Annotated in this window: 22 protein-coding genes and 1 pseudogene; 16 read left to right on the forward strand and 7 right to left on the reverse strand. The window is 69.6% G+C overall.

What is annotated here, in order from left to right:
- Nucleotides 1-3: 3 nt before the first annotated feature.
- From pilO2 to DIR46_RS03250, 10 genes and pseudogenes are all read left to right on the forward strand, one after another.
- Nucleotides 4-1,263 (forward strand): type 4b pilus protein PilO2, encoded by a 1,260-nt coding sequence (gene pilO2, locus DIR46_RS03205; protein ID WP_109343954.1) that lies wholly within the window; start codon nt 4-6, stop codon nt 1,261-1,263.
- Complete coding sequence (gene pilP, locus DIR46_RS03210) at nt 1,253-1,828, forward strand: type IV pilus biogenesis protein PilP (RefSeq protein WP_109343955.1); 576 nt, start codon at nt 1,253-1,255, stop codon at nt 1,826-1,828. Before pilO2 ends, pilP begins: the two co-directional genes overlap by 11 nt.
- Nucleotides 1,825-3,428 (forward strand): annotated as a pseudogene (locus DIR46_RS03215) (GspE/PulE family protein). The gene pilP and the pseudogene DIR46_RS03215 overlap by 4 nt, the downstream one beginning before the upstream one ends.
- Nucleotides 3,418-4,491, forward strand: a complete 1,074-nt coding sequence (locus tag DIR46_RS03220) for a type II secretion system F family protein (protein WP_109343956.1) — start codon at nt 3,418-3,420, stop codon at nt 4,489-4,491. Before DIR46_RS03215 ends, DIR46_RS03220 begins: the two are co-directional and overlap by 11 nt.
- A 53-nt stretch (nt 4,492-4,544) precedes the next feature.
- Nucleotides 4,545-5,084, forward strand: coding sequence for a type 4 pilus major pilin (locus DIR46_RS03225; protein WP_229446477.1), 540 nt, complete (start codon nt 4,545-4,547; stop codon nt 5,082-5,084).
- A gap of 38 nt (nt 5,085-5,122) precedes the next feature.
- Nucleotides 5,123-6,118, forward strand: coding sequence for an ATPase, T2SS/T4P/T4SS family (locus tag DIR46_RS03230; protein WP_109343958.1), 996 nt, complete (start codon nt 5,123-5,125; stop codon nt 6,116-6,118).
- Entirely contained in the window at nt 6,118-6,597 is a 480-nt protein-coding gene (gene pilM / locus DIR46_RS03235; RefSeq protein WP_109343959.1) for a type IV pilus biogenesis protein PilM, read from the forward strand. Before DIR46_RS03230 ends, pilM begins: the two co-directional genes overlap by 1 nt.
- 10 nt (nt 6,598-6,607) lie before the next feature.
- The gene (gene pilV / locus DIR46_RS03240; RefSeq protein WP_109343960.1) at nt 6,608-7,924 is read left to right on the forward strand and encodes a shufflon system plasmid conjugative transfer pilus tip adhesin PilV; all 1,317 of its coding nucleotides are present in this window, start codon (nt 6,608-6,610) and stop codon (nt 7,922-7,924) included.
- Nucleotides 7,921-9,222, forward strand: coding sequence for a type II secretion system protein (locus DIR46_RS03245; protein ID WP_109343961.1), 1,302 nt, complete (start codon nt 7,921-7,923; stop codon nt 9,220-9,222). Before pilV ends, DIR46_RS03245 begins: the two co-directional genes overlap by 4 nt.
- A complete protein-coding gene (locus tag DIR46_RS03250; RefSeq protein ID WP_109343962.1) occupies nt 9,219-9,650 on the forward strand; it encodes a lytic transglycosylase domain-containing protein in 432 nt (143 codons plus the stop codon). Before DIR46_RS03245 ends, DIR46_RS03250 begins: the two co-directional genes overlap by 4 nt.
- Here DIR46_RS03250 and DIR46_RS26405 read toward each other — a convergent pair.
- Nucleotides 9,620-10,069 carry a hypothetical protein gene (locus DIR46_RS26405; protein WP_162819415.1) on the reverse strand — a complete coding sequence of 150 codons (450 nt, stop codon included), beginning with the start codon at nt 10,067-10,069 and terminating at the stop codon, nt 9,620-9,622. The genes DIR46_RS03250 and DIR46_RS26405 overlap by 31 nt on opposite strands.
- 69 nt (nt 10,070-10,138) lie before the next feature.
- On the opposite strand from DIR46_RS26405, the gene DIR46_RS26410 reads away from it, so the two are divergent.
- The 5 genes from DIR46_RS26410 to DIR46_RS03275 all read left to right on the forward strand — a co-directional run bounded on the left by DIR46_RS26410 (nt 10,139) and on the right by DIR46_RS03275 (nt 13,744).
- Nucleotides 10,139-10,396, forward strand: a complete 258-nt coding sequence (locus tag DIR46_RS26410; RefSeq protein ID WP_162819416.1) for a hypothetical protein — start codon at nt 10,139-10,141, stop codon at nt 10,394-10,396.
- 181 nt (nt 10,397-10,577) lie between these two features.
- Nucleotides 10,578-10,877, forward strand: a complete 300-nt coding sequence (locus DIR46_RS03260) for an iron uptake protein (protein WP_370659955.1) — start codon at nt 10,578-10,580, stop codon at nt 10,875-10,877.
- A gap of 1 nt (nt 10,878) precedes the next feature.
- A complete protein-coding gene (locus DIR46_RS03265) occupies nt 10,879-12,558 on the forward strand; it encodes a PepSY-associated TM helix domain-containing protein (RefSeq protein WP_109343965.1) in 1,680 nt (559 codons plus the stop codon).
- Nucleotides 12,551-12,877: a DUF3325 domain-containing protein gene (locus DIR46_RS03270; protein WP_109343966.1), complete on the forward strand. Its 327-nt coding sequence runs from the start codon at nt 12,551-12,553 to the stop codon at nt 12,875-12,877. The genes DIR46_RS03265 and DIR46_RS03270 overlap by 8 nt, the downstream gene beginning before the upstream one ends.
- Before the next feature lie 228 nt (nt 12,878-13,105).
- Nucleotides 13,106-13,744, forward strand: a complete 639-nt coding sequence (locus tag DIR46_RS03275) for a superoxide dismutase (RefSeq protein ID WP_109347883.1) — start codon at nt 13,106-13,108, stop codon at nt 13,742-13,744.
- A 73-nt stretch (nt 13,745-13,817) separates the two neighbouring features.
- On the opposite strand, the gene DIR46_RS03280 is transcribed toward DIR46_RS03275, so the two are convergent.
- The 6 genes from DIR46_RS03280 to DIR46_RS03305 all read right to left on the reverse strand — a co-directional run bounded on the left by DIR46_RS03280 (nt 13,818) and on the right by DIR46_RS03305 (nt 23,759).
- Nucleotides 13,818-15,878, reverse strand: coding sequence for a TonB-dependent receptor (locus DIR46_RS03280; protein ID WP_109343967.1), 2,061 nt, complete (start codon nt 15,876-15,878; stop codon nt 13,818-13,820).
- A 153-nt stretch (nt 15,879-16,031) separates the two neighbouring features.
- Nucleotides 16,032-17,345 (reverse strand): fumarylacetoacetase, encoded by a 1,314-nt coding sequence (gene fahA / locus DIR46_RS03285; RefSeq protein ID WP_109343968.1) that lies wholly within the window; start codon nt 17,343-17,345, stop codon nt 16,032-16,034.
- A 19-nt stretch (nt 17,346-17,364) separates the two neighbouring features.
- The gene (locus DIR46_RS03290; protein ID WP_162819417.1) at nt 17,365-18,297 is read right to left on the reverse strand and encodes an alpha/beta fold hydrolase; all 933 of its coding nucleotides are present in this window, start codon (nt 18,295-18,297) and stop codon (nt 17,365-17,367) included.
- Nucleotides 18,298-18,381: 84 nt separating this feature from the next.
- Nucleotides 18,382-19,170, reverse strand: a complete 789-nt coding sequence (locus DIR46_RS03295; protein ID WP_109343970.1) for a tripartite tricarboxylate transporter substrate-binding protein — start codon at nt 19,168-19,170, stop codon at nt 18,382-18,384.
- A 483-nt stretch (nt 19,171-19,653) separates the two neighbouring features.
- Nucleotides 19,654-22,647, reverse strand: a complete 2,994-nt coding sequence (locus tag DIR46_RS03300) for a sensor histidine kinase (protein ID WP_109343971.1) — start codon at nt 22,645-22,647, stop codon at nt 19,654-19,656.
- Nucleotides 22,648-22,787: 140 nt separating this feature from the next.
- On the reverse strand, nt 22,788-23,759 hold the full coding sequence (locus tag DIR46_RS03305; RefSeq protein WP_205289067.1) for a quinone oxidoreductase family protein: 972 nt from the start codon (nt 23,757-23,759) through the stop codon (nt 22,788-22,790).
- A 195-nt stretch (nt 23,760-23,954) separates the two neighbouring features.
- On the opposite strand from DIR46_RS03305, the gene DIR46_RS03310 reads away from it, so the two are divergent.
- Complete coding sequence (locus tag DIR46_RS03310) at nt 23,955-24,599, forward strand: VTT domain-containing protein (RefSeq protein WP_109343973.1); 645 nt, start codon at nt 23,955-23,957, stop codon at nt 24,597-24,599.
- Nucleotides 24,600-24,936 lie beyond the last annotated feature (337 nt).

Here is a 24,936-nt window from a genome sequence, read left to right on the forward strand (position 1 = left end):
GACATGAGCATCCACGCCATCGCCATCGGCCGCCACAAGCTGGTGTGCGGCCTGTTCTGGCAATCGCTGTCGCGCCCGCGCGAGCTGGCGGCGGAAGCGCGCGCACTGGCGCTCAAGATCGACGCCGATCTGCTGGTGCTGCGCAAGGACCACACGATGGCGCAGGCAGGCTATGCCCACACCCGCGACGGCGCACGGCGCGGCCAGGCCTCCTTCGCCTGCGTGGCGGCGGCGCGCCTGGCCCAGGACGCGGGATTCTGCAACGGCCAGCGGCAGGCGCCGCACAACTGGCTCGGCGCGTTCCGGCTGCCGGACGGGATGTGGGCCTATCTGGCCGTGCGCGACGCCAACTTCCTGCCCGGCGGCGATTTCGCCGGCACCCGCGAACAAGTGCTCGAACGCCTGCACGGCGACTATGCGCTCGGCGGCTGGAACCGCGTGACAGGCGACCCCGGGCTCGCCCAGTACGGCTTTCACGACTTCCTCCCGGTCGACATCGATGCGCTGCTGGCCGGCGACGCGAAGGTCCGCTGGGCACGCCTCGACACGGTGGGCCGGCCCGCGCAGCGGCGCGCCTGGCTGCTCGGCGCCGGCGCGACGCTGGCCGCGCTGGTGACGGCAGCCACGCTGTACCAGCGTCACAGCGCCCAGCAGTTGCGCGACATGCAGCAGCGCGCCATGGAGGCAGTGCTACACGAGGCGCCGCCACCGGCGCCGCCGCCCCCTCCACCCTGGCACGCGCAGGCGCCGGCCGACGACCTGGTGCGGCGCTGCCTCGCACGGCTGCGCCACCTGGCGCCGGGCGGCTGGCCGCTCGAACAATTCCAGTGCGGACCAGGCGACGCCACGCACAGCTGGCGGCGCGGCGAATCGCATCTCGGCCTGCTGCTGGCGGCGCTGCCGCAGGCCCAGGTCGATGCCAGCGGCGAACGCGCCGTCCTGTCCGAAGCGCTCGAGGCCGGCGCCACCCGCGCCGAGGAACTGGCGTCCGGGATCGAAGGCCGCCGCATGCTGCAGGAATTGTGGCAACGGCTCGGCCTGACCGGCCAGGTCGCCGAACGTCCGCTGCCACCCGCGCCCCCCGGTCCCGACGGCGCCGTGCCGCCACCACCGGGATGGACCACCTATTCGGTCAGCGTCGCGCTCGACCGCCTGGCGCCGCAGGCCTTGCCGGCGATGCTGCAAATGCCCGGACTGCGGCTCGAAAAAATCACCTACCGTTCCGGAATCTGGTCTCTCGAAGGAGTGCTGTATGCGAAATGACTACCCAACCCGCGCCGCCGTCCTGGGCGCCCTGTTCGCAGCGTCGCTGACGGCCATCGCCGCCGAGCCGGCGAACGAAGCCGCGGGCGCGCGCTCGACCGCCGACAGCCTGGCCAGGATCGAAAACGAAACCCTGCTGCTCAAGGCCGAGGAGCGCCAGATGGCGGTTCGGCTGCAACTGGCGGCCCAGCGCAACGACCTGGCCCAGCGCCATCTGCAGACACGCCAACTGGAGCGCCCCGCGCGGGCCGGCGACCCGACCGTGGTCGCGGTCGAGGGCATCGGCCACCGGATGCACGCCACCCTGATGATGGAGAACGGCAGCCAGATGGACGCGGCGATCGGCGAAGTGCTGCCGAACGGGATGACGGTGCTGTCGGTGCGCGCCGGCGAAGTGGTGGTGGGCCGCGGGCGCAAGGAACGCATTCGCCTGGCCCATGCGCCGGCTGCGAGCGCCGCCGGACCGGCCGCTGCCGGCGTCACCGCCCCGGCGCGCCTGCCATGGACGCTGTCGGCACTGCCGCCACCGGTGGCGGTGGCGGCCGTCCCTGGAGGACAGCCATGAAACCCGCCGGCACGCGTCCGGGCGCGGCGTCCGAGAGCGCCGAAGTAGCCGATGTGATCAGCCGCAGCGGCAAGCTGATGGCCAGCGACGAGGAAAGAAAGCTCCTGTGCCTGCTGTCCGACGGCCGCCTGCTGGTCGCCGCCGGCCAGGAGCTCAATCCCCATGTGCAGTCCTACCAGGCGCGCCTGCGCCGCATGGAACAGCCCTTCCTGACGGTGGCCAGCTCGATCGAGGACATCTGCCGCGCCTACCAGTCTGGCAGCGGCGGCGCCCCCCGCGCCACCAGGAACACTCGCTGATGCAGGTCACGGCCAAGGACCTGCTGACGCGGGCCTGCCGCGAACGCGCGTCGGACGTGCACATCCGCGTCAACCGTCTCAGCACCGAATTCCACTTCCGCATCCACAACGATCTGGTGCATGTAGGCAGCCAGACCCGCGAATACGGCGAGCGCCTGCTGGCGACGCTGTACGGCGCCATGACTGCGGTCTCGGACAGCAGCTACAAGCCGACCGAGCGTCAGGATGCCAGCATCGGCGACCGCGACAAGCTGCCACCCATGCTCGATGGGGTGAGGATCGCCACCGCCCCCACCGCCGAAGGCAATCTGATGGTGCTGCGCCTGCTGTACAACGATGCCGGCGACGACATCGACCTGCTGCCGCTGGGCTTCAGCCCGGCCCACGCTGCGGCCATCGCCATCCTCAAGAACCAGCCGATCGGCATGAACATCATCAGCGGCCCCACCGGCTCGGGCAAGTCGACCACGCTGCAGCGCGTGCTGACCGGTGAGATCATCGAATCGGGCGGCAGCATCCACGCCCTCACGGTCGAAGATCCGATCGAGTACCCGATCCCGGGCGCGGTGCAGACTGCGGTCACGAACGCCGCCGACGAGAACGAGCGCAGCCGCCTGTTCGCGGCTGCCATCGCCAACGCCCTGCGGCTCGACCCCGACACCATCATGATCGGCGAAGTGCGCGACGGCGCCTCGGCGCGCAGCGCGCTGCGCGCGGCCATGACCGGCCACCAGGTCTGGAGCACGGTGCATGCCAACAGCGCGATCGCGATCGTCGACCGCCTGGTCGACCTGGGACTGCCGATCGGCATGGTAGCCGACCACACCGTCGTGAGTGGCTTGATCAGCCAGCGACTCGTCAAGCTACTGTGCCCGCACTGCAAGCAGCCGCTGGCCGCCCGCAGCCACCTGTTCGAGCCGGCGCTGCTGGCGCGCCTGCATGGCGCCCTCGGTCCGAACCTGGACGGCGTGTGCGTGTCCGGCGACGGCTGCCAGCACTGCCATGGCCGCGCCACCTCGGGACGCAGCGTGCTGGCCGAAGTGATTCTGCCCGACGACCGCTTCTGCGAGCTGCTGCGCGGCGGCGACAAGCGTGGCGCGCTGGCCTACTGGCGCACCGAACTCGATGGCCGCACGCTGGTCGAACACGCGATCGACAAGGTCGCGGCCGGCCTGGTCGATCCGCGCACTGCAGAGAAGACGGTCGGTCTGCTGGTCACGGAAGGCCGGCCACTGGCCGCGTGGCGCGACCTGGCGGCCGGCATGACGGCCGCCGGAGGGGAGCGTATCCATGCCCATTGATATCGAACGCGCGTTCGCGCGCCTGCAGTTCGGAGACGTGCCGCGCCTGCGCTTCTACCGCAAGGTGGCCAAGATGCTCGGCAACGGCCTGCCGCTGCTCAGGATCATCGACGAGTTGCGCGAACGCGCGGCGGCGCGCGGCGGAAAGCGCGACGCCATGGTCATCATCTGCGACGACTGCCGCCGCATGCTGCAGAACGGCCGCATGCTGTCCGAGGCGCTGCAGCCGTGGATTCCGCAGAACGAGCAGATGATCATCCTGGCCGGGGAACAATCGGGCCGCCTCGAACACACACTCTACGTGCTGATCGAAGTGGCCCAGGCCGGCAAGAAGATCCGGCGCGTGGTGGTCGGCGGCCTGGCCTATCCGGCCGCGCTGTTCGGACTGACGCTGGCCTATGTGTACGTGTTCGGCACCCAGGTGGTGCCGCAGTTCGCGATGCTGGTCGATCCCGCCAAATGGCAGGGGGTGGCGGCGTCGCTGTACTGGATGTCGCAGGCGGTGCGGCACTGGACGCTGCCGGTGCTGGCCGGGCTGGGCGCGCTCGCGGCGCTGGTGGTCTTCTCGTTGCCGCGCTGGCGCGGCAGCCTGCGCGCCCTGGCCGACCGGGTCGCGCCCTGGTCGATCTACCGCCTGCTGGCGGGAGGCAGCTTCCTGCTGGCGTTCTCGGCGCTGCAGGGGGCCGGCATCAGCGTCGAGAAATCGCTGATGCGCCTGTCCGACGCCGCCAGCCCCTGGTTGCGCGAGCGGCTCGATGGCGCCCTGTTGGGCGTCAAGTCGGGCCTGAACTGCGGCGAGGCGCTGCGCAACGCCGGCTACGGCTTTCCGTCGCAGGAAGTGATCGACGACCTGTGCGTCTACGCCGACTACAAAGGCTTCACCGAAGCGCTGGCGATGCTGGCGCAGGAATGGATGGAGGAAGGGGTGGAGGCGATCGCCGGCCAGATGAAGGTGCTCAACGGCCTGGCGATCCTGACCCTGTCTCTGGTAATGGGCTGGCTGGTGACCGGATTCTTCGGCCTGCAGCAGGAAATCACCGCCCTTACCCGCGCCGTGCACTGATATTAACCGCCCCGACCGGGGCATTCGATTGACCACCAATGGAGAACGACAGCATGAACAAGCAACCGCACAACGCCCACATCGTCCCGCGCGCACGCCGCCAGCGGGGCGCCTCGCTGCTCGAGATCATCGCCTATCTCGGCATCGCCGCCATCGTCGTGCTGGGCGCGGTCTCGATGCTCGGCAGCGCCTTCGGCAATGCCCAGGCCAACCGCACCATCGAGGAAGTGGTGTCGATCCGCACCGGCATCAAGCGTCTCTACATGGGCCAGGCAGCCAGCTACGGACAGGTCGCGATCACCGAACAGGCGATCAAGTCGCGCGTGCTGCCGGCCACGCTCGCGGTCAACAACAACGACGTGAAGAACGCCTGGAACGGCGCGGTCACCATCACCGGTGCCACTTCCGCCTTCGAGATCAAGTATGCCGCCGTGCCGCAGGACGCCTGCATCTCGATCCTGAGCGGCGCCAGCGGCTGGAGCAAGGTGAAGGTCAATGCGACCAATGACATTGTCTCCTTCCCCATCACGCCGACCACCGCGAACGCCTCGTGCGCCGCCGGCGAGAACGAGATCACCTGGACCGCCACCTGATCCAGCCTGCCGCCTCCGCCAACGCTACCCGCCCGATTATGTCCAGTCTCAAGCATTTCGCCTTCGCCGACCTGTATCTCGGCCATCCATCCCTGGATGACCGCTACTGCGCGCTGCCCGGCGCGCGCGTGGTGCCGCTTCCGCCCGACGCAGCGCTGCGCCAGGATTGCGCGCGCCTTCTCGCGGCCTGCCGCGCCACGCTGGACGCGCTGCCGGACGGCGCCGCAGAGTTCCGCCAGGAACACGGCGAGGCACAATACCGTGTGGCAGTGATGCCCACGCCGCGTGGCGCCATGTTCGTGCTGCGCAAGCTCGCGGGCAGCATCGGCAGCCTGGCCGAACTCGGCATCCCGCCCGCCTATGTGCGGCGCATGCTCGACCCCGGCCTGGGCGGACTGTTCGTGATCGCGGGCGGCCCCAAGATGGGCAAGACTACCACCGCCTGTGCGATGGTCAAGGAGAGACTGGCGGCATTCGGGGGCGTGGCCGTCACAGCCGAAGTGCCGGCCGAGCTGCCGCTCGAAGGCGCCCACGGCGACGGCATCTGTTACCAGACGGTGGGCGGGCGCGACACGCGCGGCTTCATCGACCGGCTGCGCGACAGCGCACGCTGGGGCGCAGGGATGGTGCTGGTGCACGAGATCGTCGAGCCGCGGGTGGCCGCCGAGGTGCTGCGCGCCAGCAGCGAAGGCCGGCTGGTGATCGCCACCATGGTCGGCGAAGACCCGGTGCGTACGCTCGGCCGTCTGCACACGATGGCCGACGCCCATCTTGGCCAGGGCGCGGCGCGCGCGCTGCTTGCCGATGGCCTGGCCGGCATCCTGCACCAACGCCTGCCGCAGGCGCCGGAGCCGGTGCAGGCCGGCCAGCCGCGCCGCCTGGAGACCGAATTCCTGCAGTTGCAGGGCGCGCCCGAAGCCCGTCGGCTGCTGCGCGACGGCCATTTCGACCAACTACGCCAGGCCATGCAGCAGCAGGTGAACAATCTGTTGCGCGCGCCGGCTGGCGTCTTCGACCTGAGGGAGCGTGCCTGATGTGGACCGGATGGGTGACCCTGGCGCTGGCCGGCAGTTGCGGCCTGTACGCCATGCAGGAACATAACGACGACCAGACCCTGGCCCTGGCCGGCAACGGCGCGGCCCTGGCATCCAGCATGGCCGTCTATCGCGACGCCGTGGTGCGCTATGCCCACGAGCACCCGGCATTTGCGGGCACGGTGCCAAAAGCCCAGCTGTCGCTGCCGACCTGGTATGCCGACCCGGATCCGGGTCTGTGGAGCAACCACGTGGACGCCGGCGGCGTGATCGCGGTCTACGCCACCCGATTGCCGGCTGTCGACATCGCGGCCGACCTGGCGCAGCTGGCGCACGGATCCGAGCTGGCCGGCCGCGCCAATCCCGGCGCCGGACGCATCGATCCGGCCGCACATGCCGGCGCCGCGGTGGCGCTGCCCGCCATTCCGAACGGGGCGCTGAAGGCCGGCGCGCCGGTCTGGCTGGCGCACCGCTACTGAAGGCCGCGCGATGAAGCCAATCAGCCGGACACGCGGCTTCGGCCTGGTCGAAATGCTGGGTGCGCTGGCGCTGGCCACACTGGTCGCGGCCGGCGTCGCGACGCTGACCGCGCGCCTGCTGGACGACCTGCGGCGCCAGCACGCGGCAGGCTATCAGCAGCGCTTCGCCGCCGCCGCAGCGCTCTACCTGCGTGCCAACCAGGCGGCCCTGTACCAGCAGGCCGCCGGTGGCACGGTGGCTGTCGGCCTGGCCGCGCTGAAGGCGGCCGGCGCGGGCTTCCTGCCGGCCGGCTTCAGCGACACCAATCCCTATGGCCAGACACCCTGCCTGCTCGTGCGGCGGGCCGGCGCGGCGCTGTCTGCGCTTGCGGCGAGCGAAGGCGGCGAGGCAATCGGTGACGCCGCGCTCGCCTATATCGCAGCACATGCCGGCGCCGGTGGCGGCGCCATCAAGCTGGACCCAACGGCGCCGGGACCGGCAGCCGGCGGCGCCTTCGGCAGCTGGCGCCTGGACGCCGCCGCGCTGGCCGCCTACACCAACCGCAGCTGCACCGGCACCGCCGCCGCTGGTGGACGCCTGGCATCCGCCCTGTTCGCCGACGCCGGCGCCGCCTTGCCGACCGATTTCCTGTACCGCGGCGCGGTGCCGGGCCGGCCCGAACTGAACCAGATGAATGCTCCGCTGCGCATGGCCGGCGCCGCCCTCGTGCAGAACGGCGCGGCCTGCGGCGACGCCGCCCGCATCGCCATCGACGAACAGCGCAATATCGTCACCTGCGGGCCCGAAAAACGATGGAAGAACAGCGGCAACGACACCTGGCGCGACCCGGTGGCGAATTTCGGCGCCCTGCTCGCGCTGACCGACGAACCGAATGGCGCGGTGCGGGTCACGCTCGACACGGGACGCGCCTTCGTGCACGGCAGCAGCGGCTGGAAGGCGCTGGCGGTCGACCAGAACGGCAATCTGGAGGTCCCCAACCGCCTGACTGCCGGCAGCGGCAAGGTGATCGGCCACGCGGAGGTGGGCGGCGACATGAATGTCAGCATCGACGTGCGCGCCAAGGAGGTGAAAGCGACCGAAGGCGTCTACGGTTACCATTTGTGGGCCGACAGCTTCTTCATCTCGCCGGTCTTCGAATTCAGCGGCACGGGTGACCCGAACAACGGCAACTATGCCTGGGCTGGACGCGACTGTCATATCCCGACGGCCAGCAACTCGATCATCTACCCGGTCGGCAGCCAGCTGCCGGACAAGCACGGCATCACCATGATCTGCTACGAGCAGGATCACAAGTTCCGCTACCAGAGCGGCGGCATGACGCCATGAGGCGCGCGCCACAGGGCGGCTTCGGCCTGCTCGAGATGCTGGCGGTGATCGTGCTGGGCGCGCTGCTGGCCGGCGCCATCCTGCCGATCCTGGGCCAGGACTGGGAACGCGCCCGCCTGCGCGACGGCGCCCGCCGCCACGCCGAGCTGGCGGCGGCAACCCAGCGCTATCTGGAAGCGCGGCGCGACCTGCTGGCCGGCGAACTCGCGGCGGGCGTCGCCACCGCCCTTCCGCTCGACCAGCTCCTGGCCGCCGGCTACCTCGCGCCCGGCTTCGAGCCGCTGAACGTCTACGGTCATGCCGCCTGTGTGCTGCTGCTCAGGAACGGGAGCCAGGTCGAGGCGCTGGTCAGTGCCAGCGGGGGTCAACAGCCAGATCCGGCCGATCTCGCCGAGATGGCCGCCAGTGCGGGCCCCGGCGCAGGCTATCTGATGCCCGCTGCGCCCTTGCGCGCGCGTGGCGCCTTTGGCGCCTGGACACTCGATACTGCCAGCCTTCAGCCCTTCGCCGCTGGCGCCTGTCCGGCCGGCCCGATCGCGCCCGGGCGGCTGGTCAGCCTGTTGCGCCAGCCGCTGGGGACCGGCGCAGGGGCGCCCGACTTCCTGGCGCGCCGCGGACCCGCCGTCGAGGCCCCGTGGAATGTGCTGGAAACGCCGCTGGCAATGGGCGGCGGCGCCGTGGCTGCCGTCGGCCAGGCCTGCGGTACCGCCCCGGCCATCGCTCTGGACAGCAAGCGCGACCTGCTCAGTTGCGCAGCGAACGGCGTCTGGAAACGCCAGCGCGCCGGCGGCACATGGAAAGAGACCAGCGCCAGCCACGCTGCCCTGCCAGCCGGCGATGCGCCGGGCGATGTGCGGATGACGGCGGATACCGGCCGCGCCTACGTCGCCCGCGCCGGCAACGCCTGGCAGGCGCTGGCGGTTGACCAGAACGGTCACCTCGAGGTTCCGTCCCAGGCCCGCGCCGGCACGCTCGTCACCCGCGGCCATCTGGACGCCGGTTCTGTCGCTGCCGCCGGGACCATCGATGCCGGGCGCGACGTGCGCGCCAGCGGCATCGTCCGGGGCCGCGAGTTCGACGCCCGCAACGGCGCGCAATCCGGCGCCAACTGGGTGGACGGCAAGACCATCGTGGCCGGCACGGCCTGCAATCTGCCGGGACAGAAGCCCAGGCCCGACGGCAGCTACGGCAGGCTGTACCCGATCGGCACCGCCATGCGCGACGCGAATGGCGTCACGCTGAGCTGCCAGTCGCCGCACAACCAGTTTCGCTACCTGAATGGACTGTTGACGCCATGACGATCCGCGCCCGCCTGCTCGCACTGCTGCTGTTCGCCGCTATACTGGCCTGCACACCCGCCCACGCCTGCTGGGAAGCGGCCGCCAGGCGCTACGGCGTGGACGTGCGCCTGCTGTACGCGATCGCCAAAACCGAGTCGAGCATCAACCCGCGCGCCATCAACCGCAACAGGAACGGCAGCTACGACGTGGGCCTCATGCAGATCAACAGCAGCTGGTTCCCGCTCCTCAAGCGCCACGGCATCGAAGAAAAGCACCTGTACGACCCCTGCGTGAGCCTGCAGGTGGGCAGCTGGATCCTGGCCCAGAACCTGCAGCGGCTGCGCGACCCGTGGCTGGCCGTGGGCGCGTACAACAGCCCGACGCCGGCCAAGGCGCGGGCGTATGCGCTGAAAGTCTACCGCAACCTGCCTCCGGCGCCGGACTGACCAGCCAGGGCGCCGGCGCGCATCAGGGCCTCGTCCAGAGCGACGCCGTCGAGCCAGGCGTCGAGAAACGCCGCATGGAACCCCTCCGTGCGCCCTGGCCGCATGGCGGACTGCTGGGCAAAGCCGGCGGCGCAGGCCGCCATGGCGCCCGCACCTTCCAGCGTCACCATTACCGTATGCGGGCCCAGCGCCAGTGCGCGCCGCAGGGACGCCGGACCGGGCGGCGCGTCGAAGCGGCAGCGAAATGCGGCCTCGTCGAAGAACACAATGTCGGCCAGCGCCACCGCATCATCGGGCGCCAGGGCGTCGGCATCCAGCGCCAGCACCGTGCCGGCGGCGCCGGCCTGCTCGGCAAGTCGCGCCAGCGCCGCCCGTTCATGGCGTCCCCGCTGGCAGGCCGGTCGGGGCCGCCGCCGCATCGTTCGTCGATACGTCCAGGTCACCATCCACCAGAATCGGGCGGTCGCGCCCGAACCAAGACCGAATTCATGCAACTCCTGAGCCGCGACGAGTTCGAGTTCCGTTCGGACGAGATCGACGACATGGAAATCCGGCTGCCCGACAATGGCCGCGCGGCGCTGGTCGCCGTGCGCTTCCGGGCCGAGATGCAAGGCGCCAACCGGCTGCGCGGACGGTATGTACGCTTGTGGGTGCTGGGGCCGGATGGCTGGCGCAATACCATGCAGCAAAGCACCGAGATTCGCCCGCTCGCCAGCCAGCGCGAGGTCCAGGCACTGCGCCAGTAAAGACAGTCGCGCTTCCGGCGCGCCAGGCGCACGACGCCTGCCCGCCACGGCCGTGTTCAAAATCGGCGCGATTGCTTGTCAAGGCGGCGTGATGCATCTATCATGAGAATGATTATCATTTGCTGTCGCATTTACAGCTTTTTCATTCCAGCCACGCCCAACCAGCGCGACCATGACCTCAATGACACTCACGCCCCGCCACATCGCCTCGCGCACCGCGGTGGCCATCCTTGGCGGCTACGCATTCACCTGGGGCGTCGTCGCCCTGGGCATCGCCTTGCTGTACAGCGCCGGCATGGAGTTCCACGATGCCGAGCACCTGTCCTACATCGTCGGTTTCCTGGTCTTCCTGACCGCTTTCCTGGTGGCCTTCGCCAGCCAGGGATTGCGCCGTGTGGCGCTGGTGCTGGTGGGCGGCGGCGCGCTGATGAGCGCGGTGGCCTGGTGGCTGCAGAGCCTGATCATCGCGTCGGGGGTCTGATATGTTCCCCAACTTCCGCCACACGATGGCCTGGCTGCACACCTGGTTCGGCCTGGCGCTGGGCCTGGTGCTGATGGTCGTGTTCTTCTTCGGCTCGCTGTCCGTGTTCGACCGCGAGATCGACCGCTGGGCCATTCCCGACACCCGCTACGAACCGCAGCCGATGCCGTCGTTCGACAAGATGCTGGCGCCGATCTTCAAGCAGATGCAGCCCGACGCCGCCGCCCGCGCCATGACGGCGCCGCTGGCCGATGGCCCGCTGCCGGCCCACTTCGACACGCCGCGAACCTGGGGCGCCTACACCACCCACCGCGATCCGGTGCTGCTGCTGTTCGCCGGCTATGAAGTGCCGAATGCCAAGGATCATGAAACCGCGATCTGGGCCAACCGCACGGTCGATCCGCGCACGGGCGAGGCCCTGCCGGTGGACCGCCTCAAGATCGGCAGCGAGTTCTTCTATCCGCTGCACTACAGCCTCACCTTCGACTGGAAGAACGTCGGCTACTGGATCGTGGGCTTCTCGGCCCTCATGATGCTGATGGCCCTGGTCACCGGCGTCATCATGCACCGCAAGATCTTCCGCGAACTGTTCACCTTCCGTCCGAACAAGAGCACCCAGCGCAGCATGCTCGACCTGCACAACCTGACCGGCGTCGTGGCGCTGCCCTTCCACTTTTTCTTCGCCTTCACCGGCCTGGTGATCTTCGCCTACATCTATTTCCCGGTCACGCACACCCAGCTGAGCCCGCTGCACGATCGCCACGAACTGGTCGAGTCGAAGGAAACCGGCCTGCCGCACGACCGCGCCGGCGTGGCGGCTCCGCTCGCCTCCGTCGACGCCATGGTGGCCGAGGCCCAGCGCCGCTGGGCGGCGAAAGGCATGGCCGGCGACGTCGGCTACCTGAACATCACCCATGTCGGCGACACCAACGGCTATGTCAGCGTTTACCGCGCCGGCACCGACCGCGTCCAGCTGACCGGCGAAGGCATCCACTTCAAGGCTTCCACCGGCGAGCTGCTGCGCGAGGATCCGCCGCCGACCGTGGTGGCGCGCATCAATGAATTCCTGACCGGCCTGCACCTGCAGCACTTCAAGCACTGGCTGCTGCGCTGGCTGTACGTGCTGGGCGGGCTGTCTGGCGCGGCCTGCATCGCCACCGGCCTGTTCTTCTTCGTCGAGAAGCGCAAGCGCCAGCACGCCAGGCAGGGCGTGAGCGGCGCGCGCGTGGTCGACGCGATGGCCGTCACGGTCGTCACCGGCATGCTGGTGGCCACCCTGTGCATGCTGATCGCCAATCGCCTGTTGCCCGACGTCATGCCGGCCGGCTGGCCGCTGCGCGGCGCCATGGAGAAAACCCTGTTCTGGGGCAGCTGGATCGTGGCCGGCGCGCACGCCTTCTGGCGCACCGCCGCGGTCGCCGAGGGTCGCCTGGCCCCGGCCTGGCGCGAGCAATGTTTGGCGGTCGCGGTGCTGGCGGTAACGGCGCCGGTGCTCAACTGGATCACCACCGGCGACCACCTGCTGCGCACGATCGCCTCCGGCTACTGGCCGGTGGCCGGCGCCGACCTGTTCATGCTCACCGGCGCCGCGCTGGCGGTGCTGGCCGCACGCAAGCTGCGCCAGCGCGAAGCGCGCCCGCTGGCGGTCAAGAACGCGACGATGGAGGCCGGCCATGCCTGATGCGCTGCTCCTGCTGCTGGCCCTGCTGGCCTGCGTGGCCGGCATGGGGTGGTTCGCCCTGTCGATGGACGTGCACTGGTCCCAGGTAAGGGGCGCAGCCCCCTGTACTCCGGCCCTGGCCAGGACCCTGCGCATGGGCGGCGCGGCAAGCCTGCTGCTGTCCCTGGCCCTCTGCCTGACGGTGGATTCGCCCTCGATCGCAGTGCTGGTATGGCTCATGGCGCTGGCCGGCGCCACGCTCACGATCACCTTCACGCTCACCTGGCGCGCCAGCATCCTCGGGATGCTGGTATTCTGGACAGGACCAGGCGCCCGGTGAGTCGTCCACGGGATGCGTTCTCGCGTCCCGCCTACTCGCCCGGTGCGCCCGCATGGCAAACCGTCGTTGGAACGGCGCGACCGCACAGGCCGCGCATTTCACTTGACCTCAAGCACGCTTGAGGTTGTGTAATACGACCAACGCATGCAAATCGCGGGGCCCTATCCGGTCCCGGTGCAACGCTTCATGCCGAAACAGTGTTTACAACCATCTGAACGGAGAATGATCATGCCTTATGCACTGCCGCCACTGCCCTATGCCTACGATGCCCTCGAACCGCATTTCGATGCGCGCACGATGGAAATCCACCATACCAAGCACCACCAGACCTATATCACCAATGTCAACAACGCCCTGGCCGAGGCCAGCGTGGCCGAGGTGCCGGTCGAAGAACTGATCAGCAATATCGGCGCGTTGCCGCAGAACATCCAGACCGTGGTGCGCAACAGCGGCGGCGGCCACGCCAACCACGCGCTGTTCTGGACCGTGCTGAGCCCGGATGGCGGCCAGCCCTCGGGCAAGGTGGCCAAGGCCATCGACGACGACCTCGGCGGCTTCGACCGTTTCAAGGACGCCTTCACCAAGGCCGCGCAGACCCGCTTCGGTAGCGGCTGGGCCTGGCTGACCCTGGGCAAGGACGGCAAGCTGCTGGTCGAAAGCAGCGCCAACCAGGACAGTCCGCTGATGGGCGAGTTCGCCGGCATGTCGGGTGGCACCCCGATCCTGGGCCTGGACGTCTGGGAGCACGCCTATTACCTGCAATACCAGAACAAGCGTCCCGACTATATCGCGGCCTTCTTCAACATCATCAACTGGGCCGAAGTCGAACGCCGCTACGAGGCGGCGCTGGGCAGCCAGGTCGGCTAAGCGGACCGGCCTTTAAAGAAACGGGCGCGCCAACCGGCGCGCCCGTTCTGCTTTCAAACCGCCAGCCGACAAATTACAGTTTCACGTTCAGCGACACATACGCTGCGCGACCGTTGCCCGACGAATACATCGGCTGCGCCTGGCTCGCCGGCCAGAAGAAATTGTCGTACCACGCGTATTCGTAGCGGCGGTCGGCGATATTCTTGACCTGCACGTCGACACTCACACGCGGCGTGATCGCGTAGCGCATATTGGCGTCGAACAGCACGAAGCCGCCATATTTGCCCAGCGCGTTCGGGCTATCGATGAAGTAATTGCCCTGCGCCCGTCCCTGCAGTCCGAAGTGCCAGTGCGCGGACGGGTGATAGTCGAGGCCCACATTGCTGATATGGCGCGGCGTCGAGAACACTTCCTTGCCTGCCAGTGACACACCGTCGGCGGCAAAGGCGCTCACCACCTCGGCTTTTTGCAGCGAGTGCGAGGCCCACAGCGCGAGCTTGTCGGTGACCTTGCCCGACAACTGCAGGTCGATCCCTTCGCGGCGCGTCTCGCCCAGGCCGACCGTGGTGCCGGTGGCCGGCATGTTCGCCACTTCGCCGGTCGCATCCTGGCGCCAGATTGCCAGGCGCAGGTCGCTGCGCGCGCCCGGTTTGAGCTTGATCCCGACTTCCTTGCCGGTATTGATCGAGGCGTCGAACGGCGCCTGCCCCGGCACCAGGTAGGCCGGCCCGACCGAGCCGGTCAGGATCTGGAAGGTACGCCCCCAGTTGCCGTACACGCTTACGTCGGCGGCCGGGCTGTACACCATGCTGAACTTGGGCTGCTTGATCCATCCGTAATCCTGCAAGCCGGCGGTCAGGCCGGAGCCCAGCTTACCCGGCAGCGAGCTGCTGCCCGTGAAGCGGTCGACGCGGTAGCCCGGCACGATCCTCAGGGTATCGGTGGCCTTGATGACCGCCTGCACGTAGGCGCCGACGTTGTTGAGCTTGTAGCGGTCGTCGTTCTGGATCGCAGCCGGGGTACTGAAATCGGTCGGCAGCGCGTACAGGTAGCGCTGGCGCTTGTAGCCATTGTCCTGGCGCTCGGTGTTGACGCCGCCATCGACCGTCACGCGCTCGCTGGCGCGCCAGGTCAGCGTGCTCATGAAGCCGAGCTGCTGCTCGTCCCACAGGCGGCGCTGGCGCGGGGCGTGGCCGGCCGGGTTGCTGGTGAAGGTGACGCGGCGGTCATCCTGGTACTCGTTGTAGTACAGCTTGTTGCTGAGAAAGGCGTTTGGCGAGATCTGCCAGTCCAGGTGGGCGCTGGCATGGTGCATGTCGCGCTTGGTGAAATCATTGGCATTCTTGGCCGGCGACTGGCGCCGGTCCCAGGCCAGTTCGGCCGCTGTCAGGAACCCGGGCTCGTCGGCGTCGTGACGGTAGGTGCGCAGGATCACGCCACCGGTCAGGGACTTGTCCTTCGAGGTCAGGAACCACTTGCCGCCGAGCGAGTATTTGTCGGAATCGCCGTGATTGCGGCGGTAGCTGTCGGTATCCTGTTTGGCCAGAATGTAGTTTTGCGAAAAACCGTCGGTTTCCTTGCCATACGCCAGCTGGACTTCGCGGGTATCAAAGCTGCCGACCGTGAAGCGGCCGTCCAGGTAGTTGCCGCCCTGGCGCGTACCGAAATTGATGTTGCCGCCAATATTGTGCAGGCCATAGCGCGGGTCATTGGTGCCGCGCACCACCTCGATATAGTCGATCTCCAGCGGGAAGATCATGTCGATGAAGCGCTGGTTGCCGCTGTTGACGTTGCTCGGAATGCCGTCGATCAGCACCTTGATGCCGTTGATATAGCCTTCGCCATTGAAGGCGCGGAAGGTCACCTTGCCCGACTCGGCGCCCATGCGGGTTTCGGTGAGCTGGATGCCGGGCAGCTGGCCGACCAGCTCCCAGCTATTGGTCACGTTCTTGTCTTCGATCTTGTCGGCGCCGAGCACGTCGACCGAGGTCAGGACGGTGCTCGATCGCAGCGCGCCGGCGTCGCGCTGGGCACTGACGCGCACTTCGCCCATCACGATGGCGGGGTCGGCGGCATGGACGACGGGCGCGAGGCCGGACAGGCCGAGCGCCAGGGGAAGCAGCTTTATTTTCATTATCGGTAAAGTAGGAGTATCACTGGAACTCGATAATGATATCCCATTCTCAATAATGCACGCAAGCCACGCCTGCCTGCCTGAGCTGGTTGCGCGTGGCCACACCGCGCCCCGCGCTTGCAGCGCCTCGCCGAAGACCCGACTGGCATGCGCTCAGCCCGCGGCGCAGGCGCGCGCCATCGGCAGCGCCGCCAGCACCGTCCCCGCGCATTCGCCGAAGCCGATGCGCCGGTAGCCCGGCCGCTCGCAGAATCCGCGCAGGATCACGGTGTCGCCATCGGCGAGCCAGCGGCGCGTCTCCCCATTCGACAGCGCCACGGAGCGCCGTCCGGCGGCGCCCAGCTCGAGCAGCGACCCGCCCTGCTCCGGCTGCGGTCCGGACAGGGTTCCGGTGCCGAGCAGGTCGCCGCTGCGCAGGTTGCAGCCGCCCACCGCATGATGGGCGATCATCTGCGCCGCGGTCCAGTAGGCATCTCGGTAGTTCGAACGCATCAGGCGTTCGGGCGGCAGGCCGGCGCGCGCCATGGCCGCGCTCTGGATCCATGCTTCGAGCGTGATGTCGATCGCCCCCAGCTCGCGGTTGCGCGCCGAGTCGAGATACGCAAGCGGCGCGGGATCGCCCCCGGGGCGCGACGACGGCGCGCGAAACGGCGACAGCGCCTCCGGCGTGACGATCCAGGGCGAGATGGTGGTGGCGAAGCTTTTCGACAGGAAGGGCCCGAGCGGATGGTATTCCCAGGCCTGGATGTCGCGCGCGCTCCAGTCGTTGAGCAGGGTGAAGCCGAACAGGTGTTCCTCGGCGGCGCCGATCGCGATCGGCGTGCCGGGCGCATTCGGCTTGCCGATGAAGGCGCCCAGTTCGAGCTCGAAATCGACGCAGGACGACGGCCCCAGCACCGGCTCGATGGCCGCCGCGCCCGGGGCCAGCGCCTGGCCGTGCGGACGATGGAAGCGCTGGCCGCTCACGCCGATCGACGAGGCGCGGCCGTGGTAGGCCAGCGGCGCCCATTTGTAATTGGCGCCCAGTGGACTGTCGGGAAAGACCATGCGCCCGACCGTGGTCGCATGGTGGATGCCGGTATAAAAATCGGTGTAGTCGCCGATCGTGCACGGCAGCCCCAGCTCGACCTCGGCCTGGGCCACCAGGGCGGCGCGCGCCAGCCAGGCTTCGCGTTTGGCGCTACCCTCGGCCAGGCCGCGCGAGATGGCGAGGCGCAGGGCTTCGCGCGCCGTCCTTCCCTGCCCCATCAGGCGGTTCATGTCGGCGTCCGCCACCAGGCCTGCGCGTTCGAGGTCGAGCACCTGGTCGCCGATGGCGACGCCGATGCGCCAGGCCAGTTCGCCCTTGCGCCGGAAGCGCCCGAACGGCAGGTTCTGGATCGGGAAGTCGGTGTCCGGGGCGTTCGCCGACGCCACCCAGCTGCGCAAGGCAGGATCCAGCGTGCGGTCGAGCTGCGGCTTGTCCATATCGGGTCCTCCGGCCGGCTCAGTGATCGAGGAAGTCGAGCATGGCTTCGTTGAAGCAGGCCGGATCCTGCCACGGCGCGAAGTGGCTGACCTTGCGCAGCACGAGCAGGCGCGCATCGGGGATGGCGGCAGCCGCATACTTAAAGTGGCGCATGGTGATGAATTCGTCGTGGTCGGCCGCCGCGATCGCGATCGCCGGACCGCGCAGCGCCGCCAGCTGGGCGTCGGTGTAGTCCGGCTCCTTCGCCTGCATCGCCGCCACCGCGTCGCCCAGGCGCATGAAGGCCTGCGGATCGGGGGCGATGGCCTCGTAGTCGGCGCGCAGGCGCGGGCCGATCAGCGGCAGCACCGGCGACGGCAGCGGCGCCTCGATGTGGCGCCGGTTGACGTTGGGGCCGAAGGCGAACAGCCGGCTCACGCGCTGCGGCTGGCGCATCGCCAGCTCCAGGCCGACGATGGCGCCGTCGCTCCAGCCGGCCAGCGCGGCGCGACGCAGCTCGAGCCGGTCCATCACCGCCGCGACGTCGCGCGCCATCAAGGCATACGACAGCGGCTGCTCGCCCAGGTTGCTGCGGCCATGGCCGCGGCTGTCGACCAGGATCACGCGGTGCTTGCGCGCCACCAGCGCGCGCACCTGGTGGCCCCAGGTCAGGCTACTGGCGCGGCCGCCATGCAGCAGGATCACCGGCGAGCCATGGCCGACGATGCCATACCAGATGCACGCGCCTTCGTTCTCGACGTGGCCCTGCTCGGCCAGCGCCGGCAGCGGCGGCACCGCGGGCAGGGTTTCGTAGCGCGGCGGGCGGGCGCTCGCAGTGGCGGCGTCGGCCTGCGCGCTCGCGCTGGCGGCGACCAGCAGCGCCGCCGCCAGCAGGGTCGTCAGGGCGCGCAGGCAGGAATACAGCAGGACCGGGTGAGCGGCGGGAACGACGTGTCGGGATGGCTTGTTCATCGTGCTTTCCATTGAAGTGGCAGGGGGTGCGGCATTCCCGGATAGTTACGCTCCGCCGGCCCGGCCGGATGCACGACGATCCTCCTACTCCAGGGCCGCCCCGGACCGCCTGACCAGCGCCGTGTGCTTGTCCAGCTCGGACGCCAGGAAGGCGGCCGCCTGGGCCGGGCTGTTGCCGATGAACGTCATTCCCTGGCGCGCCAGTGCATCCCGGACCTCGGGCGATGCCAGCGCCTCCTGCGCCAGCGCATGGTAGCGCTCCACCAGCTGTGGCGGCAGGCCGGCCGGCGCCACCAGCGCCAGCCAGGCATCGAAGCTGTAGCCCGGCAAGCCCTGCTCGGCCAGCGTCGGCACCTCCGGCAGGAAGGCCGAGCGCTCCCGTGTCGACACGCCCAGTGCGCGCACCTTGCCGCTGCGGATCAGGGGCGTCGCCACCGTCGCCGACAGGAAGCCGAACTGGATCTGGTTGCGCAGCAGGTCGGCCGTCATCTGCGCCGTGCCGTTGTAGGGCACGTGCTGGACGTCGAAACCGCCCGCCTCCGCGCGCAGCAGCTCGACGGCCAGGTGGAGCAGGCTGCCGGCTCCGCCGGAACCGTAGTTGAGGACGCCCGGCCGCGCCCTTGCCAGCGCGATCAGGTCCTGTGCGCCCCGCACCGGCAAGGAGGGAACCGCCACCAGCACCAGCGGGAAGCTGCCGATCACGGTGATCGGCGCCACGCCGGTGAGCGGATCGTAGGGCATCGTCCTGCCCATGGCGCGATTGATGACGTGGTTCGAGGCGACCATGCCCAGCACCGATCCATCCTGCGCCCCGCGCACGATCTGCGCGGTGGCCGGCACGCCGGCGGCGGCGGGCAGGTTCTCGACCAGCACCGCCCGCCCAGCGCCTGTGAAAAATGGCGGCCGATGAGGCGCGCCGCGAGGTCGGCGGTGGTCGCGGGCGCGAGCGGCACGATGATGTGCAGCGGCTGCGCGTCGGCCGGGGCCGCGCGCACCGTGAACGCCCCAGGCAGGACCAGGGCCAGCGCAAGCGCAAAGGGAAGGGCAAGGGCAAGGGACAGGAACTTGTTAGTCGCGCTCGAATACATCCGGCCTCCTTCTTCTGGTGCCGACGACGATAGCAGATCGGGGCCGGCGGCGCACCCTGCCATTGGTCTGGCCCGGCGACCGCCACGCCGGGACTTTGTCATCGTGCCAGACTTTGTCCTATGACATAATTCAGAAAAGCCCGCACCGTAGGCAAATCAGCCGTCGTCCTCCGTTACATCCATTTCGAAGACCTGGGCATGCTCGAGCGCGTGCTGCGAGAGCGCGGCTACCCCCCCAAGCCGTCCAGGAAGCCGATAAGCGCTTCGTTCAGGCGCCGCGCAGCCAGTCCGGCCGCCAGAACGGGCGGCGACGATAAGCGATGCGTGCCGGCAGCGTCAGCACCACCCGTGTGCCGCGCCCTCCTTCCCGTCCCGCGCCGCTGCCGATGCCCAGCCTGGCCCCGATGCGCTCGGCGCGTTCGCGCATGCCGAGCAAGCCCCAGTGGTCGGGCCGGCCGTGCTCCTCGAGCCAGGACGGGTCGATACCGCAGCCATCGTCCGCCACCTTCAGCACGAAGGCGGCGCGCCGGTAGGTCACGTCCACCGTCACCTGCGCCGCCCGGGCATGGGCGAAGGCATTGCGCAGCGCTTCGTGGCCGATCCGGTAGACCTCGTCCAGGATGGCCGGCTGCAGGCGCCTGACCGTCCCGCCGACCGTGAACGCGAACCCGCATGTCCACTGCGCGGCCAATTCCTCGCCCGCTGCCGCCAGCGCTTCGTGCAGTTCGCCGGCATCGAGCGGCCCTGCGCGCAGCGCGCGCACGCGGTCGCGCCCTTCGACCAGCACCTGGTCGGCGCGCGCCAGGGCCTGTTCCAGCTGCGCACGGGAGGGGGCGCCGGGCGGCAGCACGTCGGCCGCCGCCTGGAACCGCAGCACCAGTCCTTGCACGCCCTGCAGCAAGGTGTCGTGCAGCTCGCGCGCAATGCGCTCGCGTTCGCGGTGGCGCTCCTGAAGGCGGTCGCGCACGCGCTCGGCGGCGCGCCGCGCGGTGGTCCGGTAGACCGTTTGCAAGGCTGCCAGCAGCAGCAGGCCGGCCCCCGCCAGGAACAGCGGATGGCGGTAGAAGGCGCGCGCGACGCGCAGCGGCAGCACGGCCTCGCGCGGGCTCGGCACGCCATCCTTGTTCAGGGCGACGACACGAAACGCATAGTCGCCCGGCGCCAGACCGGTATAGATGGCCTGGCGCGCGCGGCCGGCATCGACCCAGTCGGTATCGAAGCCGTCCAGCCGGTAGCGAAAGCTCAGGCGCTCCGGCGCGGCCAGCCTCGGCGCCGTGTAGTCGATGGCGATGCGCCGCGCCTCCGGCCCCAGGCTGAGCGGGGCATCGGCGCTCAACCGGGCGCCGTCGATGCTGACCGCTTCGATCTCGACCGCGGGCCCGGGTTCCGGCGGCGGCAGGCGCGCCGGATCCAGCGACACCACGCCGCCGCCCGTCGAGAACCACAGCCGGCCGTCGGCCGCGCGCACGGCGGTCGGCAGCGGCAGCACCTGGTGCGGGTCGTTCGCCAGGCCGCCCAGCGCATCGAAGGAACGGTAGCGCAGACGATGGCCGGGCGTGGCGGCGGCGCGCCGCAGTTCGGCCGCGCCGACCTGGAAGATGCCCGCCCGGGCATGCAGCCACAGGTCGGCCTCGCGGCCGTCGGCCCCCGGCGCCGGGACGATGGCGTAGATATTGTCGAACATGCCGTCGTCCGGCAGCGGCAGGCGGCGCAGGCGGCCCGCTTCGACATACGCCAGGCCATGCTGGCCGCCGACCCAGGTGCGTCCCGCATGGTGCGCCAGCGCGGTGACGTGGCCGAGGTCGAGACCGTCGGAGGCGCTCCAGCGCAGCGTTTGCCCGCCGCGGCGCGCTTCGAGCAGGCCGTCGCGGTAGCCGAACCACAGCCAGCCGTCGGGCGCGGCCAGCGCGCTGACCGGCATGCGCTGGCTGTCGCGGCCCGGCGCCAGCGGCGCCCGCACCCACCCTTGCGCCTCGAGCCGGAACAGCCCGACCTTGTTGACCGATACCCACAGCACGCCTTGCGCATCGCGCGCCATCGCGCGCACCGGCGCCTGGCCGGCGGCGCCGGGCGGCAGGTCGGCGACGAACGCCAGATTCGCGCCACGGGAGCGCCAGATGCCGGCCGGGCCGGCCATCCAGATGCCGCCGTCGGCGTCGCGCAGCGCGCTGTTGACCGGCGCCGGCATGGCCAGCGCCTGCACATGGCCATCCTGCAGCCGCAGCGCGGGACCGCTGCCTGCTCCGCCCCACAAGCTGCCATCGTCGCCGGCGACCAGCGCCACGTTCAGCGCATCGGGCGGGAAGGCCGACGGCGCCAGGATGCGCTGTCGAAAGCGGTCCAGGCCGGCATTAGTGCCGACCCACAGATTGCCGGAGGCATCCAGGTGCAGCCGCCACACGAAGTCCGCGCTCAGGCCCTCCCTGGCCGTGAAGTCGCTGGCGCCGGCCAGGGCCGCCAGGCCATCGGGATGCGCGACATGAAGCAGGCCGCGGCCGGTGGTGCCCAGCCACAGGCCGCCGGCGCGGTCGAACACGAGGCTCGTTGCCGGCGCCGCGAGCCGGGCGACGCCGGAGGACACGGTCTGCCCGTCCAGCTCCACGCGATGGATCCTGCCTTCCCGTCGTTCCGTCAGCCAGATGGCGCCATCGGGCGCCTGGGCGATCTGACCGGCGTCGGCCACCGCCACACCGGCGTCGATGAAACGCCGCGCGCCGGCCCGCAGGTAGTACAGCCGGCGCTCGCCGGCAGCCCAGACGATGCCGTCGCGATCGACGAACACGGCGCGCGCGCCGCCATCGAAGCCATGGTCAGGGCCGATGCGCCGCCAGGCGCCGTCCACGCGCCGCGCCAGGCCATCGTCGGCGGCGGCCCAGAGGGCGCCGTCGTGTCCTTGCGCCAGGCCGAAGACCACGCCGGCGGGTGCGCCGGGCCCGTGCTCGCGTGCGAGCGGCCGCCCCGCCCGCGCCAGCGCCACGCCGCCGCTGCGCAAACCGACCCACAGCGCATCGCCTTGCGCGAGCAGCGAGGAGACGATGGCTGGCGCCCCGCGCGCTGCGGGAGACTGGCGCCGGAAGCGCAAGCCGTCGAAGCGCACCAGCGAATCGTTGGTGCCGAGCCATAGATAACCGTCGGCGCCTTCGGCGATCGCGCCGACCTGGCTCGGCCCGCCGTCGGCGGACAACCAGCGACGGTGCTCCAGTCCGTTCGGCGCGGCCGCCTGTGCGCCTGTGCCGCCAAGCGCCAGCAGCAGGATCGACAAGACAGCCCATAACGCTATCCAGTGCGCCGCCGGCGCCCGCGCTCCCGCGGTGACCATGGGCGCGCAAGCGTCGTCAAGTTGCTGGATATTCATTGCCCGATGATAGCATCGGCAGTGGACGGCGCCAGCCGCCGTTCATTTCAGGGGATCATGACGGTACGGCCGAGTATCCCGCCCTGCTCGGCATGGCGGTGGGCCGCCGCGGCTTCGGCCAGCGGGAAGCGGCGGTCGATGACGACCTCGAGCTTGTCAGCCGCGACGTCCGCCAGGATGGCGTCGATCGTCGCCGCCACTTCCGGGCTTTCCCACAGCGCACCGAAGAACACGCCGTGCAGCGTGAGGTTCTTGGCCATGGCGGGGAACAGGTCCGGCGCCAGCGAGCCACCCGCATTGCCCACGAAGACCAGCCGCCCGTGTTCCCTCAACGCCTCGAACGACTGGGCCAGCGTGGCGCCGACCGGATCGATGACGGCATCAGCGCCGTGTCCGGACGTCAGTTCGCGCACCACGGCCACCACGTCCTGGCTGCGGTGATCGATCGCCTCGTCCAGCCCCAGCGCGCGCAGGCGGGCGCTGCGCTCCTCGCCCGACACGGTGGCGATCACCCGCGCGCCGAGCCGGTGCGCGATCTGGATGGCCGCCAGGCCCACCATCCCGGCGCCGCCCTGTACCTGCAGCGTTTCGCCCTTGGCCAGCCGCAACCGTTCGTGCACGCAGTGCCAGGCGGTGCCGAAAGCGACCGGCACCGCTGCGGCGGCGGCATCGTCAACGCCATCCGGGACGATCCAGGTGGCGCTGGCGCGCACGGCGCGGAACTCGGCATGGGAACCTTCCAGCGCCCCGGTCGCCACCCGCTGCCCGACCCGCCGGTCGGTAACCGCGCTGCCGACCTCGACGATCTCGCCGGCGGCGGCGAAGCCGACGATATGGTTCGGCGCCTCGGGCGCCAAATTAGCACGATGCAATAAATCACCGCCCTCGATCGAGATCGCCCCGACCCGCACCAGCACCTGGTCCGGGCCGCACGGCGGCATGTCGACGCCGGTATAGCGCAGCACTTCGGGGCCGCCGGCGGCATCGTAGACCGCGGCCTTCATCCGTTGTCTGGTCATGCATGCTCCTGTTATGTTGTCGAATCCGTCTGATTGGAGGTAAACGTATACCAGATCGGCTCGGATGAGGCGGACACGATACCGAGATGGTAAGCTGCTGCGCGGAACGCGTTCACAAGCCGAGCGCGGCATGAACTTCCGCCCCGTCCTGCAGCTTGCGACGGGCGTATTTAATCAAGACATCAGAAAACGCTTATGCTCACCACACTCCTCGACTGGTTCCTCCACCTGGACCGTCACCTGGCCGTCCTTGCGGCCGAATACCAGATCCTCGTCTACATCCTGCTGTTCGCCGTGATCTTCGTCGAGACCGGCGTCGTCGTGATGCCCTTCCTGCCCGGCGACTCGCTGCTGTTCGTGACCGGCGCGCTGGCGGCGAAAGGCATGCTGTCGCTGCCCGTCCTGATCCCGTTGCTGATCGTCGCGGCGGTGGTCGGCGACATCGTCAACTTCGCGATCGGTACGCTGTTCCGCGACCGGGTGAAGCACGGCTACCGGCTGCGCTTCATCAAGCCCGAACACATCGCCCACACCGAACGCTTCTTCGAGCGCCATGGTCCCAAGACCATCGTACTGGCGCGCTACGTGCCGATCGTGCGCACCCTGGCGCCTTTCGTCGCCGCGCTGGGCAGCATGCGCTACCGGACCTTCCTGTCGTATAACGTGGCCGGCGGCACCCTGTGGGTCGTGTCGCTGACGGTGGCCGGCTTCGCTTTCGGCAATATCACCTGGGTCAACGACAACCTGACGGCAGTCATCATGGGCATCATCGTGCTGTCCCTGGTGCCGGGCATCGTGGCCTGGCTCCAGGAGCGCCATCGCGCGAAGGCTGGCGCCTAGCGCCAGGCTTGACGTTTCACTGCGGCGCGCCCGCCGCTCCGTCATCGCCTTCAGGGAACGACCGCGCCCCGGCGCGGCTCGAACGGCATGCAGCCGCATTGCGCAGCGCCGGGAGGACCACACAAGTGAGCTTCGCCCCGATGTCCGGCAAGCGGACCAGTCTGCGACACTGGCCGGCGCCGACGGTAGCGACCGTGCTGCTACGACCAGCTCGCTTTCGTCTGCATCGGCCGGCGCATCGCACGCACGTGCATCGCCCTGATCGCCCTAATCGCCCTAATCGCCTTCATCGGCTACGCGATCGGCAACAGCGTCGGCTTCGCGCTGCTGTCGGGGA

It is taken from the genome of Massilia oculi (genome assembly GCF_003143515.1).
Taxonomy (GTDB): domain Bacteria; phylum Pseudomonadota; class Gammaproteobacteria; order Burkholderiales; family Burkholderiaceae_D; genus Telluria; species Telluria oculi.

Bases quoted from the DNA above. Each gene is read 5' to 3' on its own strand.
- DIR46_RS03250 (WP_109343962.1), top strand. From the start codon at position 9,219: ATGACGATCCGCGCCCGCCTGCTCGCACTGCTGCTGTTCGCCGCTATA.
- DIR46_RS03310 (WP_109343973.1), top strand. From the start codon at position 23,955: ATGCTCACCACACTCCTCGACTGGTTCCTCCACCTGGACCGTCACCTG.
- DIR46_RS26405 (WP_162819415.1), bottom strand. From the start codon at position 10,069: ATGCGGCGGCGGCCCCGACCGGCCTGCCAGCGGGGACGCCATGAACGG.
- DIR46_RS03305 (WP_205289067.1), bottom strand. From the start codon at position 23,759: ATGACCAGACAACGGATGAAGGCCGCGGTCTACGATGCCGCCGGCGGC.
- DIR46_RS26410 (WP_162819416.1), top strand. From the start codon at position 10,139: ATGCAACTCCTGAGCCGCGACGAGTTCGAGTTCCGTTCGGACGAGATC.
- DIR46_RS03275 (WP_109347883.1), top strand. From the start codon at position 13,106: ATGCCTTATGCACTGCCGCCACTGCCCTATGCCTACGATGCCCTCGAA.
- pilV (WP_109343960.1), top strand. From the start codon at position 6,608: ATGAAGCCAATCAGCCGGACACGCGGCTTCGGCCTGGTCGAAATGCTG.
- pilP (WP_109343955.1), top strand. From the start codon at position 1,253: ATGCGAAATGACTACCCAACCCGCGCCGCCGTCCTGGGCGCCCTGTTC.
- DIR46_RS03245 (WP_109343961.1), top strand. From the start codon at position 7,921: ATGAGGCGCGCGCCACAGGGCGGCTTCGGCCTGCTCGAGATGCTGGCG.
- DIR46_RS03260 (WP_370659955.1), top strand. From the start codon at position 10,578: ATGACACTCACGCCCCGCCACATCGCCTCGCGCACCGCGGTGGCCATC.
- fahA (WP_109343968.1), bottom strand. From the start codon at position 17,345: ATGGACAAGCCGCAGCTCGACCGCACGCTGGATCCTGCCTTGCGCAGC.
- DIR46_RS03280 (WP_109343967.1), bottom strand. From the start codon at position 15,878: ATGAAAATAAAGCTGCTTCCCCTGGCGCTCGGCCTGTCCGGCCTCGCG.
- pilM (WP_109343959.1), top strand. From the start codon at position 6,118: ATGTGGACCGGATGGGTGACCCTGGCGCTGGCCGGCAGTTGCGGCCTG.
- DIR46_RS03220 (WP_109343956.1), top strand. From the start codon at position 3,418: ATGCCCATTGATATCGAACGCGCGTTCGCGCGCCTGCAGTTCGGAGAC.
- DIR46_RS03290 (WP_162819417.1), bottom strand. From the start codon at position 18,297: ATGAACAAGCCATCCCGACACGTCGTTCCCGCCGCTCACCCGGTCCTG.
- DIR46_RS03265 (WP_109343965.1), top strand. From the start codon at position 10,879: ATGTTCCCCAACTTCCGCCACACGATGGCCTGGCTGCACACCTGGTTC.
- DIR46_RS03230 (WP_109343958.1), top strand. From the start codon at position 5,123: ATGTCCAGTCTCAAGCATTTCGCCTTCGCCGACCTGTATCTCGGCCAT.
- DIR46_RS03225 (WP_229446477.1), top strand. From the start codon at position 4,545: ATGAACAAGCAACCGCACAACGCCCACATCGTCCCGCGCGCACGCCGC.
- DIR46_RS03270 (WP_109343966.1), top strand. From the start codon at position 12,551: ATGCCTGATGCGCTGCTCCTGCTGCTGGCCCTGCTGGCCTGCGTGGCC.
- pilO2 (WP_109343954.1), top strand. From the start codon at position 4: ATGAGCATCCACGCCATCGCCATCGGCCGCCACAAGCTGGTGTGCGGC.